The following is a 17,776-nucleotide window of genomic DNA, read 5'->3' as shown; positions in this document are numbered from 1 at the left end:
AGGCTTTTCTCGGTAGAAATAATAAATGTTCTTAACTTTATCATAAAAAATATAAAAAAGACTTGATTATTTCAGTAATAAAATTATTTTTGCAAAAAACTTAAATCGATATAAGATGTATTGGACTTTAGAATTAGCATCCTATTTAAGCGATGCTCCGTGGCCAGCCACGAAGGATGAACTTATTGATTATGCAATTAGAACAGGGGCTCCACTGGAGGTGGTTGAAAACCTTCAATCCATCGAAGACGAAGGAGAGATCTATGAGTCAATGGAAGAGATATGGCCGGATTATCCTACGGACGAAGACTATCTTTGGAACGAGGATGAATACTAAATAATAATAGAAAAAGTCTCAGCAGAGGCTTTTTTTTTATTTAAATTTGTTTACAAAACAATATAATATAATAAATACCTAATTTATGAATCTCATAAACACCATATTAAAGGCTTTTGTAGGTGATAAATCACAAAGAGATATCAAGGAAATACAGCCTTTGATTGATAAAATTCGATCTTACGAAGGCTCGCTATCGGGCTTGTCCAACGACGAACTTCGCGCCAAGACTTTCTATTTTAAAGAAAGAATTCAACAGTCTAAAGCGGAAAAAGACGCGAAAATTGCTTCGTACAAAGAAGAAATTGAAAAGACCAACGACATTGACAAAAGAGAAACGATTTACTCTTCTATCGATGCTTTGGAAAAAGAGGCGTATACGCTAACCGAAAAAACATTGATGGAAATTTTGCCAGAGGCTTTTGCCGTGGTCAAAGAAACCGCCCGTCGTTTTAAAGAAAATGACACCGTTGAGGTGACTGCTTCTGAAAAAGACAGAGAATTTGCTGCTGAAAAACCGTATATCACCATCGATGGCGATAAGGCATACTGGGCAAATACTTGGTCTGCTGCGGGTAAAGATGTTACTTGGGACATGATTCACTACGACGTACAGTTGATCGGTGGAGTGGTGTTGCACCAAGGTAAAATTGCCGAGATGCAAACGGGTGAGGGAAAAACCTTAGTGGCTACCTTACCGCTTTACCTCAATGCCTTAACCGGAAACGGGGTGCATTTGGTAACGGTCAACGATTATTTGGCCAAACGAGATAGCGCTTGGAAAGCACCGCTATTTGAATTCCACGGGATGTCTGTAGATTGTATCGATTTGCATCAGCCCAACTCTACCGGAAGGCGTAAGGCTTATATGGCCGATATTACTTACGGAACGAATAACGAATTTGGTTTCGATTATTTGAGAGATAATATGGCGCATACCCCAGAAGAACTCGTACAGAGAAAGCACAATTATGCCATAGTCGATGAGGTCGATTCGGTATTGATTGACGATGCGAGAACGCCTTTGATCATCTCCGGTCCGGTACCTGAAGGGGATCGTCACGAATTTAATGAGTTAAAGCCGAAAATTCACAATTTGGTTGAATTGCAACGCAAATTGGCCAACGGATTTTTGACTGAAGCCAAGAAATTAATTCGCGAGGGAAATACAAAAGACGGTGGATTTCAATTGTTGAGAGCTTACCGCAGTTTGCCTAGAAACAAAGCCTTAATCAAGTTTTTGAGTGAAGAAGGGGTTAAGCAAATCCTTCAGAAAACCGAAAATCAATATATGGCAGATAACAATCGCGATATGCACAAAGTGGATGACGCCTTGTATTTTGTGATTGAAGAAAAAAACAACCAGGTTGAATTAACCGATAACGGGATCAAATTCCTCTCTCAAGATACCGACGAAACCTTCTTCGTTTTGCCGGATATCGGAATGGAAATGGCGCGTATCGAAAAGATGAACTTGTCCAAAGACGATGAAGCGGAGCACAAAGAGCGCTTGTTTCAAGATTTTGGTGTCAAGAGTGAGCGCATTCACACCCTGAGTCAATTGTTAAAAGCTTATACCTTATTCGAAAAGGATACGGAATACGTGGTTATCGAAAACAAAATTTTAATCGTCGACGAGCAAACCGGTCGTATTATGGATGGACGTCGTTATTCCGACGGCTTACACCAGGCGATTGAAGCCAAGGAAAACGTAAAAATCGAGGCTGCTACTCAAACTTTTGCAACGGTAACTTTGCAAAACTACTTTAGAATGTACAAAAAACTTTCGGGAATGACCGGTACGGCAACGACGGAAGCGGGAGAGTTTTTACAAATATACAAATTAGACGTTATCGAGATTCCAACGAATCGCGGCATATCTCGTGTTGATAAGGAAGATTTGATTTTCCGTACGGTACGTGAAAAATTTAAAGCGGTAATCGACGATGTGGTAGCCTTGTCTGAAGCGGGTAGACCGGTTTTGATCGGTACAACCTCCGTAGAGATCTCAGAATTATTGAGCCGCTCCTTGAAGATGAGAGGTATTACCCATAATGTATTGAACGCCAAAATGCACAAGCAAGAGGCGCAAATCGTTGAGGAAGCTGGAAAAGCTGGAGTTGTGACTATTGCAACGAATATGGCGGGTCGTGGAACGGATATCAAGCTTTCAAAAGAAGTTAAAGAAGCAGGAGGTTTGGCCATTATCGGTACCGAGCGTCATGACTCGCGTCGTGTTGACCGTCAGTTAAGAGGTCGTGCAGGTCGTCAAGGAGATCCGGGAAGCTCACAGTTTTACGTTTCTCTGGAAGACAACTTAATGCGCTTGTTCGGTTCGGAACGCGTGGCTAAAGTCATGGATAGAATGGGATTGAAAGAGGGCGAAGTTATTCAGCACTCCATGATGACCAAATCCATTGAAAGAGCACAGAAAAAAGTAGAGGAAAACAACTTTGGTATTCGTAAGCGTCTTTTGGAATATGACGACGTGATGAATGCACAAAGAGAAGTGGTTTACAAGAGAAGAAGACACGCTTTATTCGGAGAGCGCTTAAAAGTCGATATTGCCAATATGATGTACGACTTCTGTGAAAACGTGGTGGTGACGAGTAAGGGCTCTGGAGATTATAAGAATTTTGAATTTGAATTGATTCGCTATTTTGGAACGGGTTCTCCTTTTACGGAAGAAGAGTTCCGAAAAATGTCCGAAGGGGAATTGACCAATAAATTATACGAATTCGTATTTGAAAGTTATGGAGAGAAATCTGTGCGCAGTGCGGCAGAGGCCTATAAAGTAATTAAGAATGTGTACGAAAACAACCAAGGTCAGTTTGAGCGTATCGTAGTGCCTTTTACCGATGGAATTAAAAATCTAAATGTGGTAACAGATTTGGAGAAAGCCTATAATTCAGAAGGGATGAGTTTGTTGAATGATTTTGAAAAGAACATTACGCTATCTATAGTGGATGAGGCTTGGAAAAAGCATTTGAGAAAAATGGACGAGTTAAAGCAGTCGGTTCAGTTGGCTGTTCACGAACAAAAAGATCCCTTGCTCATCTATAAATTTGAAGCCTTCAACTTGTTTAAGAAAACCCTAGGAGACATCAATCAAGAGGCGATTTCATTTTTGATGAAAGGCGATTTACCCGTGCAAAACCCACCGGTACAAGAGGCTCCTAAGGAAGTGAAAAAAGCGGAAAACTTTCAGCTGTCTAAAGAAGAGGTATTGAACATTGAGGAGACCGTAGAAAAAGTGCGTCAGAATCAAGCGGGAGAAACCGTACAGCACCAACAACCTGTTCAGGAAACCATTGTAAGAGATGCGCCGAAAATCAATAGAAACGACAGCGTGACTTTGAGACAGGTGGCTACCGGTCAAGTGGAAACCATGAAATACAAAAAAGCCGAGGCTTTGTTGAATTCAGGCGAATGGGTGCTTGTTGAAGAATAAGTCGATTTGACGATATAAAAAGGGGATTGTCCAAGCGGGCAATCCCCTTTTTTCGTTAAGTGTCCCGCCCTGAAATAGCGATACACAAAAACTGGTCTTTATAAACAATCCTTAGGTAAAGCGTACTCATAAAGATTATACGCTTAGTTTTAAACTCCAATGAGTTTAAGAAATTGAACAAGGAGGAATTTGTTTAACTCAAGCCAAATTAAAATGTGGTATTCAAAGCGACTCTACCGTACGCAGATGCTTACAAAAATATGGTAACTTTGATTGGAATAACCAAATCCTATTTAATATGGCAAAGACCCCAGAACAAAAAATAATGGAACTCGAAGCTCAGGTTAAATTATTAGAAAAACAGAAAGCACAACTGGAAAGGCAAGCTTATGTTGCAGATAAAAAAGTTATACTATTTGATATGATGATAGATCTTGCAGAACAAGAATTCAAAATTGATATACGAAAAAATTGCCCACCCGAACAATCGAACATTTTAGACAAAAAGAACAAACAACAATAGGGTTTACCTGCTATTTGTCCGGGATAGACAGACAGGTTTATTATAGAATGTCCCGCCCTGAAATAGCGATACACAAAAAATGATCTTTATAAACAATCCTTATGTAAAGTGTACTCAGAAAGATTGCGCGCTTAGTTTCAAACTCCAATTAGTTCAAGAAATTGAACAAGGAGGAATCAGTGTAACTCAAGCCAGATTATAATAGGGCATTCAAGGAGAGTCGGTGGTTTTTTGCTTCGATTTGCGGCTGTTAAGGCCTTGGGTTGGAGCTTTGTTGGTCACCTGGGATAAAGGGGAGTAGAGGCTGTTAAATGCCTCGCGTAGCGATTGTTTCTGTATTGGTTGGTAAGGGAACTGGGGCTACAGATGAAAGCGCATAAAAAAAAGCGCTTTAAAGCGCTTTTAGATATTAGTTCTGAGTTTCCAGTAGTTGCAATTCAAACACCAAATTGGTATTCGGCGGTATCATACCCATGCCGCGTTCGCCATAGCCCAGATGTGCCGGGATAAAGATGATTGCGGTATCTCCAAAATTCATTTGCTCCAAACCTTCTATAAACCCGGGTATTAGACCTTGTTTATTGCCAAATTTAAAGGGAATCGGAATGTATTGTTTCGCCGCTGCTCTTCTCGGGTTGAAGATGTTAAACTCCTTGGATAATTCCTCGTGACTGCTGTCAAACAATCTTCCGTCTTCAAAGAATCCGGCATAGTGTATAAAAACATCTTGTCCGTGTACAGGCTTAGGACCTTTGCCTTTTTCAGTAATTACATACGATAGCCCCGAATCGGTTTTAGTCGCTTTGGATTGTAGCTCTGTAAAAAGTGCGGCGTATTTCTTTTGCGCTTTTTCTAGGTTTTCTTTTTTGTCCTGTTGTGCTTTGGCTTCTTCTTCAAAGTATTTTTTGAATTCTTTGGCTGCATTAAATTTTTTAGCTTCCTTACCTTCTCGGACGATGGTGATTTTTTCAATTTTATCGCCTTGTTGGATGGCATTGATTACGTCAAGACCCTTTACGGTATGTCCAAATACCGTATGTACGCCGTCTAAGTGTGGGGTTGCTCTGTGTGTGATAAAGAACTGGCTGCCATTGGTTGTTGGTCCGCTATTGGCCATAGATAGGATTCCCGCTTTGTCGTGTACCAAACCGTCGACAAATTCGTCTTTAAAAATATAGCCGGGGCCCCCTTGACCATCGCCTTTGGGATCGCCCCCTTGAATCATAAAGTCATTGACTACTCGGTGAAAAGTGAGTCCGTCATAATAGGGCTTGCCCTTGTATTGTTTGTCTACGTACGGATTCGTCCCTTCTGCTAGGGAAACGAAATTCGCAACGGTCATCGGTGCCTTTTCGTACTCCAATTGAATTACAATTTGGCCTTTACTGGTTTGGATATCGGCGTATAAACCGTCTCCATACTGCTCTTTAGGCGAGCTGCAGGCTGAGATTACAGCGATTAAGCTTAGAAATAAAGTAGTCATTTTTTTCATTTTATGGTTTTTATTTTTCATTTTGTATATCTATCAATTGAACGCGGTATACGAGCGGTTGGTTAATGCCAATTTTATCTTGATCGCCGCTATAGCCGTAGGCCAAGTGCGAGGGAAATACAAAGGTGATTTCTTCTTTCTTTTTCATCAATTTTAGTCCTTGTCGCAAGCCTATTAAGAGGTCTTCCTGATCGACTAAATAGCTCTTTACACCGATGTCCGCTTTGGAATACAGGACGTTACCCGCTAAATCGGCCACTTCATAACTGTATTCGACCAAGTCCCCTTTTTTGGGACGGATGGAATCGCGTACGTTTTGATGCTCGTAAATATACCAAAATCCTTGATTGGACGAAATATAATGTTTGAGACTGTCCTGAGACATATACTCCTTTAAGAGAAGTTCTTCTGCCTTGTTTTGTTCTTTGTTTCGTTCGATAGAGGAAAGTGCCGGCGAATCGCTGCTTTGTGCAACGGCCTTGCGCGGTTCGGATTCCTTACAACTCGTCAGTAGGCATAGACTCAACAATAAAATACATAAAGCGCTTTTTTTCATGATTTACGGTTTTGATTGGGCTATGATTTGTGTGAATTTTTTTATGGTGTCGGCTAGGGATAAAAGGGATTTTCCCCCTGCGGCATTGATGTGTCCTCCGCCTTCAAAATGAGTGCGTGCAAATTCATTCACGTCGACATTACCCTGGGAGCGGAATGATATTTTGATGATGCCCTCTTCTTTGTTTTCTGTAAAAAAAGCCGTGAAGTCAATGCCGTCTATAGACAAACCGTAGTTGACAAAACCTTCGGTATCGCCTTTTTTATGGTGAAATTGATTCAATTGACTTTCTGTTAAGTAGAGGTAAGAGGCGCGGTGTTCGGGAAGAACTACCATGTTTTGCAAGGCACATCCCAAGAGTTGCAGGCGGTGGTAGCTGCTGTTGTTGAACAGCGCATTGTGAATTTCGGGATTGTCGATGCCCTTGTCGAGCAAAGCTGCGACTACGCGGTGTGTTTGAGCGGTGGTCTTGGGAAATCTAAAGGAACCGGAGTCCGTTACTATTCCCGTATAGATACAGCGCGCCGCATCTTCGTGAATCAGCGAATCGAGCTCGAGTTCTTGCAAGAGCATATAGAGCAATTCGCAAGTAGAGCCGTAAGCGGTATCAGAAAATGTATAGGAGGCATAAGAGGCAGGCATCTGGTGATGGTCTACCATTATATATATAGGTGTCAAGCTTTCCAAAACGGGCGTCATAGCGTCTCCGGTTCTGGATAATACATTGAAATCTAAGGTAAATATGATATCGGATTGCTGTAGGCATTCCGTGGCTTTCTTCTTGTTTTCCTCAAAGACAATCACCTGATCGGAACCGGGCATCCAAGCCAAGAAATCGGGAAATGCATTGGGCGAAACCACCTGCACATCGTGTCCTAACTGTTTTAAAACGTGGTACAAGCCCAGTGTGGATCCCATGGCATCTCCATCGGGATTGCGGTGTGGGATTATGCTTATCTTTTTTGTGGAAGAAATTAAAGCTTTTACTTCCTTTATATCACTTTGATTCATCATACTGCGAAAATACATTTTTTTATCATTTAAAAGATAAAGGGTGCCGCTTTTTAAGATGAAATTCGTATTTAAAAAGGAATTATTCCGCTAGATTTTTGAGTTGATCAAATTTTTTGATGACGATTTTTTTACCCGAAAGTTCGATAAACCCTTCTTTCCTAAACTCCGACAGCAAGCGAATGCAGCTCTCTGTAGCCGTACCAACCATATTGGCCAGGTCTTCACGGGAGAGTTGGATGTTTAAGGAGCCGTTGCTCGAATCCACCCCTGCCAATTCATGCAGTCCCAACAACACTATGGCCAAGCGCTCTTTGACCGTTTTATGCGTGTGGTTGACCAAAACCTGATCCGCATCCTTGAGGTGGTTGCAGATGTCTTTAGTGATTAAAAGAGAGAATTTGTTGTTGTCGGAAAAATGCTTCATCACTTCGCTCTTGGGTATAAAACACACCCTCATATCCTCTAATGCTACAGCACTGAGATTGGAAGCTTCTTCATTGATCATCGAACGCTGTCCGAGTAATTCTCCTTGAGTCACCAATTTTAAAATCGTATCCTTACCATTTGAATTGAGTTTGGTCAATTTGCAAACGCCTTCTTTAACGCAATAAACACCATTTAAATTTTCACCTTCATTAAATAGAATTTCGCCCTTTTTAACTTCGACAGAACTTTTTGAATCAGAGATGGTTAAGAGTTCTTCTCTAGTTAAAGCTTTTAAGGAACTAAATTCTCGTACGATACATTGTTCACACTTCCCCATATCACTTTATTTTTTGTTTGCTCAAATACAAATATAATGAATTTTATGATAAATGTCATAGTATGTTTATGCTATTAAAAGGAAATTTGTCAAAGGTAAAAATGAGCAAAAATGGGGGAGTTAAAATGTTATCACTGTGGGAATGAGGTAACTAAATTTAATCGCGTTCTCTTTGATGAGAAAGCGTTCTGTTGTAAAGGGTGTAAAACCGTTTACGAGATTTTTAGCGAAAATGATTTGGGGAGTTATTACGATTTTCAGTCCGCACCGGGAGCCACTCCGGAATTGACGACTGCTAAGTACGACTTCTTGGACAATTCCGACATTCGCAGTAAATTATTGGATTTCGAAGACGACAATATAGCGGTGGTTACGCTGTATATTCCTCATATTCACTGTAGTTCGTGTATTTGGATACTCGAAAACCTACAGAAGTTAAACTCGGGTATCATCCGCTCTACGGTTAATTTTCCCATTAAAAAAGTCAGTATTACCTTTAATACCGCTGAAATTTCCCTGCGCGAAATCGCTGGATTACTCAGCAAAATTGGCTATAGTCCCTATATCAGTTTAGAGAATTTTGACGTAAAAAAGCAAGGAGTAGACCGCAGTTTGGTCTATAAAATCGGAATTGCCTTTTTTAGTTTTGGAAACGTGATGATGTTGTCTTTTCCTGAATATTTTAACATTGACGATTATTGGATTAACGAGTATCGCGAATTTTTTCGCTGGTTAATTCTACTGCTTTCGTTGCCGGTTTTCTTTTATTCCGCTTCGGGCTATTATATCGCCGCTTGGAAGGGCATTCGCTCCAAGATGTATACCATCGACATTCCGATGGCTCTGGGTATCATCGTCATGTTTTTGCGCAGTTTAGTCGATATAGTGTTCGGCCACGGACAGGGGTTCTTGGACAGCATGTGTGCCTTGGTGTTCTTTATGCTGCTGGGCAAATTGTTTCAACAGCGCACCTATAACTTTCTGTCTTTTGAAAGGGACTATAAATCGTATTTCCCCATAGCGGTAACCAAACTTCACAGCGATAAAACCGAAACGGCTGTGCAGATTTACGAAGTGCAACGCGGTGATCGCCTGTTGATACGCAATCAAGAACTGCTGCCTGTAGACGGTATATTGATTTCCGAACGGGCTTTTATCGACTACAGCTTCGTGACAGGAGAAGCCGTTCCCGTTGAGAAAAAGTCTGGAGACAAGCTTTTTGCCGGCGGTAAGCAGGTGGGTGAACTCGTTGAAATCGAAGTGGTAAATTCCGTTTCTCAAAGTTATTTAACGCAATTGTGGAGCAACGATGTCTTTCAGAAAAAGGTCGATATCAAGTATAGAACCATTACCGATCAAATCAGTCATTACTTCACCCCAGCGCTGATTGCCTTGTCTATCATCGCTTTTATATATTGGGCTTTTATCGATTTAAATGCCGCGTTTAACGTGTTTACAGCCATACTCATTGTCGCTTGTCCCTGCGCTTTAGCGTTGACAGCGCCTTTTACGTTGGGCAACGTTATTCGAATTATGGGGCGTAAGAAGTTCTATTTAAAAAACGTAACCGTTGTGGAGCAAATGGCCAAAGTAGATACCTTGGTTTTCGACAAAACCGGTACGCTTACCACGCAAATCGCCTCGCAAATCCGCTATGAAGGCACAGCGCTGACCGAGGCGGAAAAAAGTGCCATAAAAAATATTATTAGAGGATCCAATCACCCGTTGAGCAGAAGGCTCTACAGCTTTTTGCCGCAAGGCGTGGCGACGGCTGTACGTGATTTTGAAGAAAAAACAGGGGCGGGGCTACAAGCTGTTGTTGACGGACTGGTCTATAAAATTGGCTCTGCTAAATTTTTGGGTACAGCGCCGGCCGTCGAAAACGAAGAAACCGTGGTTTACATCCAAATTGGCGGTTTCGATAAAGGGCGGTTTGTCTTTGAAAATCAATACCGATCCGGATTGGAAAAACTGTTTTCCGACTTGGCCGACAAGGGATATGGATTGCACGTGCTGTCTGGCGATAACGAAGGGGAGCAGGAATACTTGAAAAACGTATTGCCACCGACGACCAACTTGGTTTTTAATCAAAAACCCGAGCAAAAACTCGCCTATATCAACGAATTGCAGCAAGGGGGAAACAACGTGATGATGGTGGGAGACGGATTGAATGACGCTGGAGCCCTGGCACAGAGTAATGTCGGGGTGTCTATAGCTGAAAACGTCAATGTGTTTACCCCTGCCAGCGACGCGATTTTGGACGCTTCGCAATTTGAGAAAATTAACTATTTTTTAAAATATTCCAAAAACGCTGTTAAGACGATTAAGATGAGTTATGTGTTGGCTTTGACCTACAATGTAATCGGATTGTCGTTTGCGGTAAGCAATCATTTGTCGCCTTTGGTAGCGGCCATTTTAATGCCGATCAGCACGGCTTCGATGATCAGCTTCGTCACGATTATGAGTAATTATTATTCTCGGAAAAAAAATTAAAAAGCAATAAATTAGCGGGTAAATGTGATAAATGTCATATTTTATTTCTACTAGATACGTTAATTTTGATGTAAATTATAAAGGTATGGGTGTTATGTATATATTAATCTGCATCAGTATTTTTGTTGCAGCTGTCTTCTTGTACTTGTTTATTAAATCTGTTCGAAATGGACAGTTTGATGACGATTATACCCCTTCTGTCCGCATGCTCTTCGACGATGAACTCAAGTCGAAAAAAAAAGAGTCGAGTACTGTGAAAAATAATGAAAATCAAATATAAATAACTATGGAAGTGCAACAATTTTATTATGACAACAAAATTGTAAAGAATTTTCTGTATGCTTCAATTTTATTTGGAGCAATAGGAATGTTAGTGGGATTGCTCTTGGCTGTAATGTTTTTGTTTCCAAACTTAACCGATGGGATCCCCTGGTTGAGCTACGGACGATTGAGACCTTTACACACCAATGCAGTAATTTTTGCGTTTGTGGGTAACGCTATTTTTGGCGGAATCTATTATTCTTTGCAGCGATTACTCAAGGCTCGTATGTACAGTGATGTACTGAGTAAAATTCACTTTTGGGGGTGGCAAACCGTTATTATCTGTGCGGTTATTACCTTGCCATTGGGATTTACCTCTTCTAAAGAATACGCAGAATTAGAGTGGCCTATCGATATTTTAATCGCCATTACTTGGGTGGTTTTCGGTATCAATATGATTATGACAATCTTGCGAAGAAGAGAGCGTCATCTCTATGTGGCCATCTGGTTTTACATCGCTACCTTCGTGACGGTAACGGTACTGCATGTCTTTAATAGTTTGGAGTGGCCCGTTCATATCTTAAAATCATATTCTGTATATGCTGGAGTTCAAGATGCTCTCGTACAGTGGTGGTATGGGCACAATGCGGTTGCTTTTATCTTAACGACACCTTTTTTGGGGCTCATGTATTATTACTTGCCCAAAGCAGCGAATAGACCAATTTATTCGTACCGTTTATCCATTATTCACTTCTGGTCTTTAATTTTCTTATATATCTGGGCAGGTCCCCATCACTTGTTGTACTCGGCTTTGCCAGAATGGGCACAGAACCTGGGGGTGGTGTTCTCCGTGATGTTGATCGCTCCTTCTTGGGGAGGTATGATTAACGGTTTGTTAACCCTTCGTGGAGCTTGGGATAAAGTAAGAGAAGAACCGGTATTGAAGTTTTTCGTCGTAGCGATTACGGGTTATGGGATGGCCACTTTTGAAGGACCGATGTTGTCTCTGAAAAACGTGAACGCCATTGCCCACTTTACCGACTGGATCGTAGCTCACGTTCACGTAGGTGCCTTGGCTTGGAATGGATTTATGACTTTTGGAATGGTGTATTGGTTGATTCCTAGAATGACCAAAACAACGCTATACTCTAAAACATTGGCCAACTTCCACTTTTGGATTGGTACTTTAGGAATTATTCTTTATACGATACCTTTATATGTAGCCGGTTTTAACCAACACTTAATGTGGAAAGACTTTAATCCAGATGGAACGTTGAAATACGGGAACTTCTTGGAAACGGTAACGGCTATTATGCCGATGTATTGGATGAGAGCTATCGGAGGAACCTTATATCTGATTGGTTTGTTGACCTTGGTTTACAACATCTACAGAACGGTTCGCAAAGGGGAAAGCATTGTAGACGAATTGGCAGAAGCACCAGCATTGGCTAGAATTTCGCCAAAGAGAATTGGCGCAGAAGGCTTCCACAGCTGGCTAGAGAGAAAACCAATTCAGTTAACGCTATTGGCTACGATCGTTATTTTAATCGGTGGTATTGTTCAAATTGTACCGACCATCGTGGTGAAATCGAATATTCCGACCATATCCAGTGTGAAACCGTATTCTCCATTAGAACTTCAAGGTAGGGATTTGTATATCCGAGAAGGATGTGTGGGATGTCACTCCCAACAAATTCGACCGTTCCGTTCCGAAGTAGAGCGTTATGGAGAGTATTCGAAATCTGGAGAGTATGTATATGATCACCCGTTCTTATTTGGTTCGCGAAGAACTGGACCGGATTTAATGCGTATCGGTGGTAAATATTCAGACAACTGGCATTTTAACCACATGTATGACCCACAGAGTACCTCGCCAAATTCGATTATGCCGGCGTACAAATGGATGTTTGCCAACAAGCAAATGGATCATTCCGATATAGAAACCAAAATGCGAGTGATGGTTAAATTGGGTGTGCCGTATACGGATGAAGAGATTGCAAATGCGAGAGTTCACATGAAGGCTCAGGCAGAGCAAATCGAGAAAAATCTAGAAAACGACCCTGATTTTGTGAAGAGTTATGAAGAGAGCAAGAAAACCGCTGCGCTAAGAGGCGAAGAATTCGTTCCGATGAGCGAGCGTGAGATTACAGCTTTGATTGCTTACTTGCAACGTTTAGGTACGGATATTAAAGTAAAAACCGCTGAAAAATAATCGACTATGTTAAAGTTTATCAAACACAATATGGACACGATTTCAGGGATTGAAATTTATCCAATAGTAGCTTTAGTGATTTTCTTTGTTTTTTTTGCCGGATTACTCGTATGGGTATACACCTATAAAAAAGACAAAATAGAAGAGATCAGCCATCTTCCTTTTGAAGAGGAATTAGAAATAAATAATATATCAAAAAATAAATAGTCATGAAAAAGTATTTTCCTGTATACGTAAGAGTTCCTGTGCTCTTCGCCTTGTTTTTCTTGGCTTTAGAATACGGAATCGATTCGGGCGAGCAACCCGCTTTTATGGAATATCCGGTAGTATTAGTGCTTTTGTTTTTATTCTTATTTGCTTTAATTGCCGTTGAAATCGTTGCTTCTGCAACGGATAAGGTCATGACGCGATTGATGACAGAAGAGGAAAGACTGGAAAAAGAGCGCTTGGACAACTTGCCTTTTACAGAGTCTGAGTTCTATAAAAGAGTCATGAAAAAACTAACGCGTTCCAAGGGCATTGAAGAAGAGGGAACGCTATTGTTAGATCACGATTACGACGGTATTAAAGAGTTGGACAACGAATTGCCGCCATGGTGGGTGTATTTGTTTTATGCCACAATCATTTTTGCCGTAGTTTACATGGCCAGATTCCACATATTTGAGGGAGATAACCAGGCGGCAGAATTCGAAAAGGAAATGATTGCTGCAGAACTGGCCATTGAGGAATACAAGAAAACAGCACCGGATTTGCTCACGGCAGATCAAGTGGTATTCTTGGATGATCCTGCGGACTTGGCAGAGGGAAAAAGACTCTTTGACGTCAATTGTGTGGTGTGTCACCGCGCAGACGGTGGAGGGGGAATTGGACCAAACCTAACCGACGAGCATTGGATCTTAGGCGGTGGAATTAAAAACGTATTTAACACCGTTATGGAAGGTGGTCGTGATGGTAAGGGAATGGTGGCTTGGAAAGTCAGTATTAAACCGTCGGATATCGCCAAGATTTCCAGCTACGTATTAACACTACAAGGCACGAATCCACCAGATGCTAAAGAAGCAGAAGGAGAGATTTGGGTGGATACGGAAGAAGCAGTACCCGCGGAAAATGGAGCTGTAGAAACAGCTACAGATTCCGTACCCGCTGCAGCGTCTACCGTTGAATAAATGAATGTATTATTATTCGATATGAGCTGAGAGTCTATACTCTTGGCTTGTGTCGATTTAAATCTGGAGTTGTTATGGCGAAATTACCTGATGAAAGTTTTAGAGATACCATTGGTACAATTAGTGAAGAAGGTAAGAGAGTTTGGATGTTCCCGAAGAAACCCTCTGGGAAATTTTACGATCAGAGAAAGATTGTCAGCTATGTATTATTAGCGATGTTGGCCACTTTCCCGTTTATAAAAATCAATGGGAATCAGTTTGTGCTTTTAAATGTCATTGACCGAAAGTTTAATATTTTTGGCTTTACATTCTGGCCACAGGATTTTTACCTGGTGGTGATATCCATGATTGTTGGGGTGGTTTTTGTCACCCTCTTTACCGTGGCTTTTGGACGTATTTTTTGTGGATGGATTTGCCCGCAAACCATTTTTATGGAAATGGTCTTTAGGAGAATTGACTACTGGATTGACGGAGACCGTGGCGCTCAAATTCGATTGGCAAAACAAAAATGGAACGGAGAGAAAATTAGAAAACGAATGCTCAAATGGTTTATTTATTTTATCATTTCTTTTCTAATCGCAAACGTGTTTTTGTCTTATATAATTGGAAGTGACTCGGTTTTAGCGATGGTCAAAGAAGGACCGGCAAACAATTGGAGCACCTTAATTGCGCTGCTTATTTTTACCGGAGTCTTCTATTTTGTATTCGCTTGGTTTAGAGAGCAAGTGTGTATAATCGCTTGTCCGTACGGACGACTACAAGGGGTTTTGTTAGACAATAAATCGATTATTGTAGCCTATGACCACGTGCGCGGTGAGCGAACACAGGGAAGAGCCCGATATCGAAAAGATCAAGATCGCGAGGAATTGGGAATCGGTGATTGTATCGATTGTAAGCAATGTGTCAACGTATGTCCTACCGGTATCGATATTCGAAACGGTACCCAACTGGAATGTGTGAATTGTACCGCTTGTATAGATGAGTGCGACCACATTATGGAGAGCATCGACTTGCCTAAGGGATTGATTCGATATGCGTCTGAAGATGAAATTGTCAAAAAAGCCAAGTTCAAGTTTACTCCGAGAATGAAAGGGTATACAGCCGTGCTGTTTATCTTAATCGGTTTGTTATGCGGACTGTTGTTTTTGAGAAACGACGTAGAGGCCACCATTTTGAGATTGCCCGGACAAACCTTTGAACACAAAGGCGAGAACATCAGCAACGTTTATACCTTTAAAATTGTCAATAAAACCGCTAAGGATTTTGAGAAAATCCACTTTAAGATCGTACATCCCGAAGGAAAGGTGATTGTGGTGGGGAATCCGGTTTTAAAAATTGAAAAAGGTGAATATGCTCAGGGTACTTTGTTTGTGGAAATCAATCCGGCCTTTCTCGATAGCTATAAGACCAATGTGAAAATTGAGGTTTACGATGGCGATGAGTTGGTCGAAACCACCACTACGAATTTCTTAGGTCCAAGAAATTTTAATTAAGCGACAGTCGCAACGCTACAGTTGTCGACCAAGCGCTAGAGTCCTATAACTACGGCTAACCGTATTTAAAGGGGCAAATATAAAAGAGGTTAGGCTGCAATGTGCCAGAGTCGAAAACACTTGGTACACCGATAAATCGGAGCGCTAATCGTTACACATAAAAAACCGGCGTTTGTATGGCGGTCTCTAAGCGGAGGTAAAACCATTGCGAAGGGATTTGGAAGCTGTTTGCAAACGTTGATTAACAATAAAAAATAGAGTTATGAAATTTAATTGGGGAACCGGAATCGTTATCGCTATCGTATCGTTCATGATTTTTATCTTGCAATACGTGATTAAAGTACAAACCAACTCTGCCTATGATAACGAGTTAGTGACGGAAAATTACTATCAAGAAGAGGTGGAGGTAGATGGAGAGTACAACAGAGAGCTCAATTCGAATAACATGAAAAGTGCCGTGCAATTTGAACTTGCCCCAGAAGGCGTTTTGATTGTGTTTTCGGACGAATTTGACTATAAAGATATTACAGGGACTATATTCCTTTACAGACCGTCTAATCAGAAATTAGATTTTGAAATCCCAATTTCATTATCTTCTTCAAATTTGCTCATACCTAACAAAGATCTGGTAGACGGTCGCTGGAATATAACCGTAGACTGGGAATACAAAAACAAGGGATATAGATATACGGAATACCTTAATTTAAAGTAAATACATGTTGATTTCAGCGTTGGTTTTTGGACTCCTTAGCAGTCTGCATTGTATCGGTATGTGCGGTCCTATTGCAGTAATGCTTCCCGTTTCCCGAAACAACCCAACGCAAAAAGTCATAGAGATGTTTACGTACCACTTCGGACGAATAACAGCCTATTCGCTGTTGGGATTGCTGTTTGGACTTTTTGGAAAAGGACTGTATTTGGCGGGTTTGCAACAGCAAATCTCCATAATAGTCGGGGTATTAATGATTGTTTATGCCTTGATTCCACAGCAAAACCTCGGTAAACTCAACTTTTTGATGCCATTTTATCGCTTGGTGTCAAAATTAAAAAGCGCCTTGGGCAAGCAATTCAAGAAAAAATCGAAGGGATCCTTGTATTTAATAGGGTTTTTCAACGGTTTTCTTCCCTGCGGTATGGTGTATGTGGCGCTATTCGGTGCCATTGCCACTCAAAATATCGGCATGGGAGCCTTGTATATGGCGTTTTTTGGATTGGGAACCATTCCGTTGATGAGCGCCGTAATTTATGTGAAGGACTTGTTTTCGAGTTCGTTTCGCGCTCAAGTCATGAAGTACTACCCCGTGGTTATTGTGCTTTTTGGGATGGTTTTTATCATTAGAGGACTGGGATTAGACATTCCTTTTCTTTCGCCAGACACCCTTAATTTGTTTGTCAAAGCCAATCCGGATTGCTAGGCGTATACCGATCTGATATAAAAAAACCGATTTCCATTTTTGTGGAAATCGGTTTTTTTATGGCTTTAGCCAATCGCTGCGTGTAATCACGTACCAACGATGAGGAACCCCGCTGTGCTCAAAGCGGTTTGTATAAACAAACCCCAGTTTTCTTAAAATCCTGTCTGAAGCCTTGTTTTCACTATGAGTAATGGCATAGATCGTTGCTGTATTGCCCGTTGAAAAGGCCCAATCGAGTATGGCCGTTGCGGCTTCCGTCGCATAGCCCTTGCCCCAGCTGCTCTCTACAAAGCGGTAGCCCAAATCCAAGTACTGGCGGTGTCCGTTCACGGTATCGGTAATCAGCTTGAGTCCTGCCCAACCGATAAATTTTTGAGTTTCCCTTTCGATTACGCTCAGCCGGCCGGTACCGTTGTCTCGGTATTGGTCTTGGATAAAGCGAATCATTTCGAGACATTCTTCTCTTGTTTGCGCGGGCTGATTGCCGAGAAAGCGGTGCACTTCGGGATTGTGGTCCAATTCAAAAAATCCGTCCACATCTTTTTCTGTAGCCGGTCGAATCAGCAGTCGTGGGGTCGTCAATTCGATATTCATAAGCGT

General features: G+C 41.4%; 16 protein-coding genes. 11 read left to right on the top strand and 5 right to left on the bottom strand.

Features of this window, described 5'->3' with window-relative positions; translation table 11 throughout:
- Positions 1–115: 115 nt before the first annotated feature.
- The 3 genes from ACQZ43_RS00235 to ACQZ43_RS00225 all read left to right on the top strand — a co-directional run bounded on the left by ACQZ43_RS00235 (position 116) and on the right by ACQZ43_RS00225 (position 4,311).
- Positions 116–337, top strand: a complete 222-nt coding sequence (locus tag ACQZ43_RS00235) for a DUF2795 domain-containing protein (RefSeq protein WP_002986941.1) — start codon at positions 116–118, stop codon at positions 335–337.
- Positions 338–422: 85 nt separating this feature from the next.
- Positions 423–3,788, top strand: a complete 3,366-nt coding sequence (secA, locus tag ACQZ43_RS00230; protein ID WP_430613798.1) for a preprotein translocase subunit SecA — start codon at positions 423–425, stop codon at positions 3,786–3,788.
- Positions 3,789–4,086: 298 nt separating this feature from the next.
- Entirely contained in the window at positions 4,087–4,311 is a 225-nt protein-coding gene (locus ACQZ43_RS00225) for a hypothetical protein (RefSeq protein ID WP_430613797.1), read from the top strand.
- A 409-nt stretch (positions 4,312–4,720) separates the two neighbouring features.
- Here ACQZ43_RS00225 and ACQZ43_RS00220 read toward each other — a convergent pair whose 3' ends face one another.
- The 4 genes from ACQZ43_RS00220 to ACQZ43_RS00205 form a co-directional block, all read right to left on the bottom strand.
- Complete coding sequence (locus ACQZ43_RS00220; protein WP_430613796.1) at positions 4,721–5,803, bottom strand: peptidylprolyl isomerase; 1,083 nt, start codon at positions 5,801–5,803, stop codon at positions 4,721–4,723.
- 10 nt (positions 5,804–5,813) lie between these two features.
- Positions 5,814–6,359, bottom strand: a complete 546-nt coding sequence (gene gldI / locus ACQZ43_RS00215; protein ID WP_430613795.1) for a gliding motility-associated peptidyl-prolyl isomerase GldI — start codon at positions 6,357–6,359, stop codon at positions 5,814–5,816.
- 3 nt (positions 6,360–6,362) lie between these two features.
- Positions 6,363–7,373 carry a DHH family phosphoesterase gene (locus ACQZ43_RS00210; protein WP_430613794.1) on the bottom strand — a complete coding sequence of 337 codons (1,011 nt, stop codon included), beginning with the start codon at positions 7,371–7,373 and terminating at the stop codon, positions 6,363–6,365.
- Between the two features lie 79 nt (positions 7,374–7,452).
- Positions 7,453–8,136: a Crp/Fnr family transcriptional regulator gene (locus ACQZ43_RS00205; protein WP_430613793.1), complete on the bottom strand. Its 684-nt coding sequence runs from the start codon at positions 8,134–8,136 to the stop codon at positions 7,453–7,455.
- 111 nt (positions 8,137–8,247) lie between these two features.
- Here ACQZ43_RS00205 and ACQZ43_RS00200 point away from each other — a divergent pair, with 111 nt between their 5' ends.
- The 8 genes from ACQZ43_RS00200 (at position 8,248) to ACQZ43_RS00165 (ending at position 17,176) form a co-directional block, all read left to right on the top strand.
- Entirely contained in the window at positions 8,248–10,629 is a 2,382-nt protein-coding gene (locus ACQZ43_RS00200) for a heavy metal translocating P-type ATPase (RefSeq protein WP_430613792.1), read from the top strand.
- Positions 10,630–10,714: 85 nt separating this feature from the next.
- The gene (ccoS, locus tag ACQZ43_RS00195) at positions 10,715–10,909 is read left to right on the top strand and encodes a cbb3-type cytochrome oxidase assembly protein CcoS (protein WP_430613791.1); all 195 of its coding nucleotides are present in this window, start codon (positions 10,715–10,717) and stop codon (positions 10,907–10,909) included.
- Between the two features lie 6 nt (positions 10,910–10,915).
- Positions 10,916–13,102 carry a cytochrome-c oxidase, cbb3-type subunit I gene (gene ccoN / locus ACQZ43_RS00190; RefSeq protein ID WP_430613790.1) on the top strand — a complete coding sequence of 729 codons (2,187 nt, stop codon included), beginning with the start codon at positions 10,916–10,918 and terminating at the stop codon, positions 13,100–13,102.
- 6 nt (positions 13,103–13,108) lie between these two features.
- Positions 13,109–13,309 (top strand): cbb3-type cytochrome oxidase subunit 3, encoded by a 201-nt coding sequence (locus tag ACQZ43_RS00185; protein ID WP_430613789.1) that lies wholly within the window; start codon positions 13,109–13,111, stop codon positions 13,307–13,309.
- 2 nt (positions 13,310–13,311) lie between these two features.
- Positions 13,312–14,268: a cbb3-type cytochrome c oxidase N-terminal domain-containing protein gene (locus ACQZ43_RS00180; protein ID WP_430613788.1), complete on the top strand. Its 957-nt coding sequence runs from the start codon at positions 13,312–13,314 to the stop codon at positions 14,266–14,268.
- Positions 14,269–14,342: 74 nt separating this feature from the next.
- Positions 14,343–15,761: a cytochrome c oxidase accessory protein CcoG gene (ccoG, locus tag ACQZ43_RS00175; RefSeq protein ID WP_430613787.1), complete on the top strand. Its 1,419-nt coding sequence runs from the start codon at positions 14,343–14,345 to the stop codon at positions 15,759–15,761.
- 262 nt (positions 15,762–16,023) lie between these two features.
- Positions 16,024–16,473 (top strand): FixH family protein, encoded by a 450-nt coding sequence (locus tag ACQZ43_RS00170; protein WP_430613785.1) that lies wholly within the window; start codon positions 16,024–16,026, stop codon positions 16,471–16,473.
- A 7-nt stretch (positions 16,474–16,480) separates the two neighbouring features.
- Entirely contained in the window at positions 16,481–17,176 is a 696-nt protein-coding gene (locus ACQZ43_RS00165) for a sulfite exporter TauE/SafE family protein (protein WP_430615551.1), read from the top strand.
- Between the two features lie 57 nt (positions 17,177–17,233).
- Here ACQZ43_RS00165 and ACQZ43_RS00160 read toward each other — a convergent pair whose 3' ends face one another.
- Positions 17,234–17,770 (bottom strand): GNAT family N-acetyltransferase, encoded by a 537-nt coding sequence (locus ACQZ43_RS00160; protein WP_430613784.1) that lies wholly within the window; start codon positions 17,768–17,770, stop codon positions 17,234–17,236.
- Positions 17,771–17,776 lie beyond the last annotated feature (6 nt).

The sequence above is a fragment of the Flavobacterium sp. JP2137 genome, from assembly GCF_050562195.1.
In the GTDB taxonomy this organism is placed as follows: Bacteria; Bacteroidota; Bacteroidia; order Flavobacteriales; family Flavobacteriaceae; genus Flavobacterium.
This window is presented reverse-complemented; position numbering and strand designations above follow the sequence as displayed.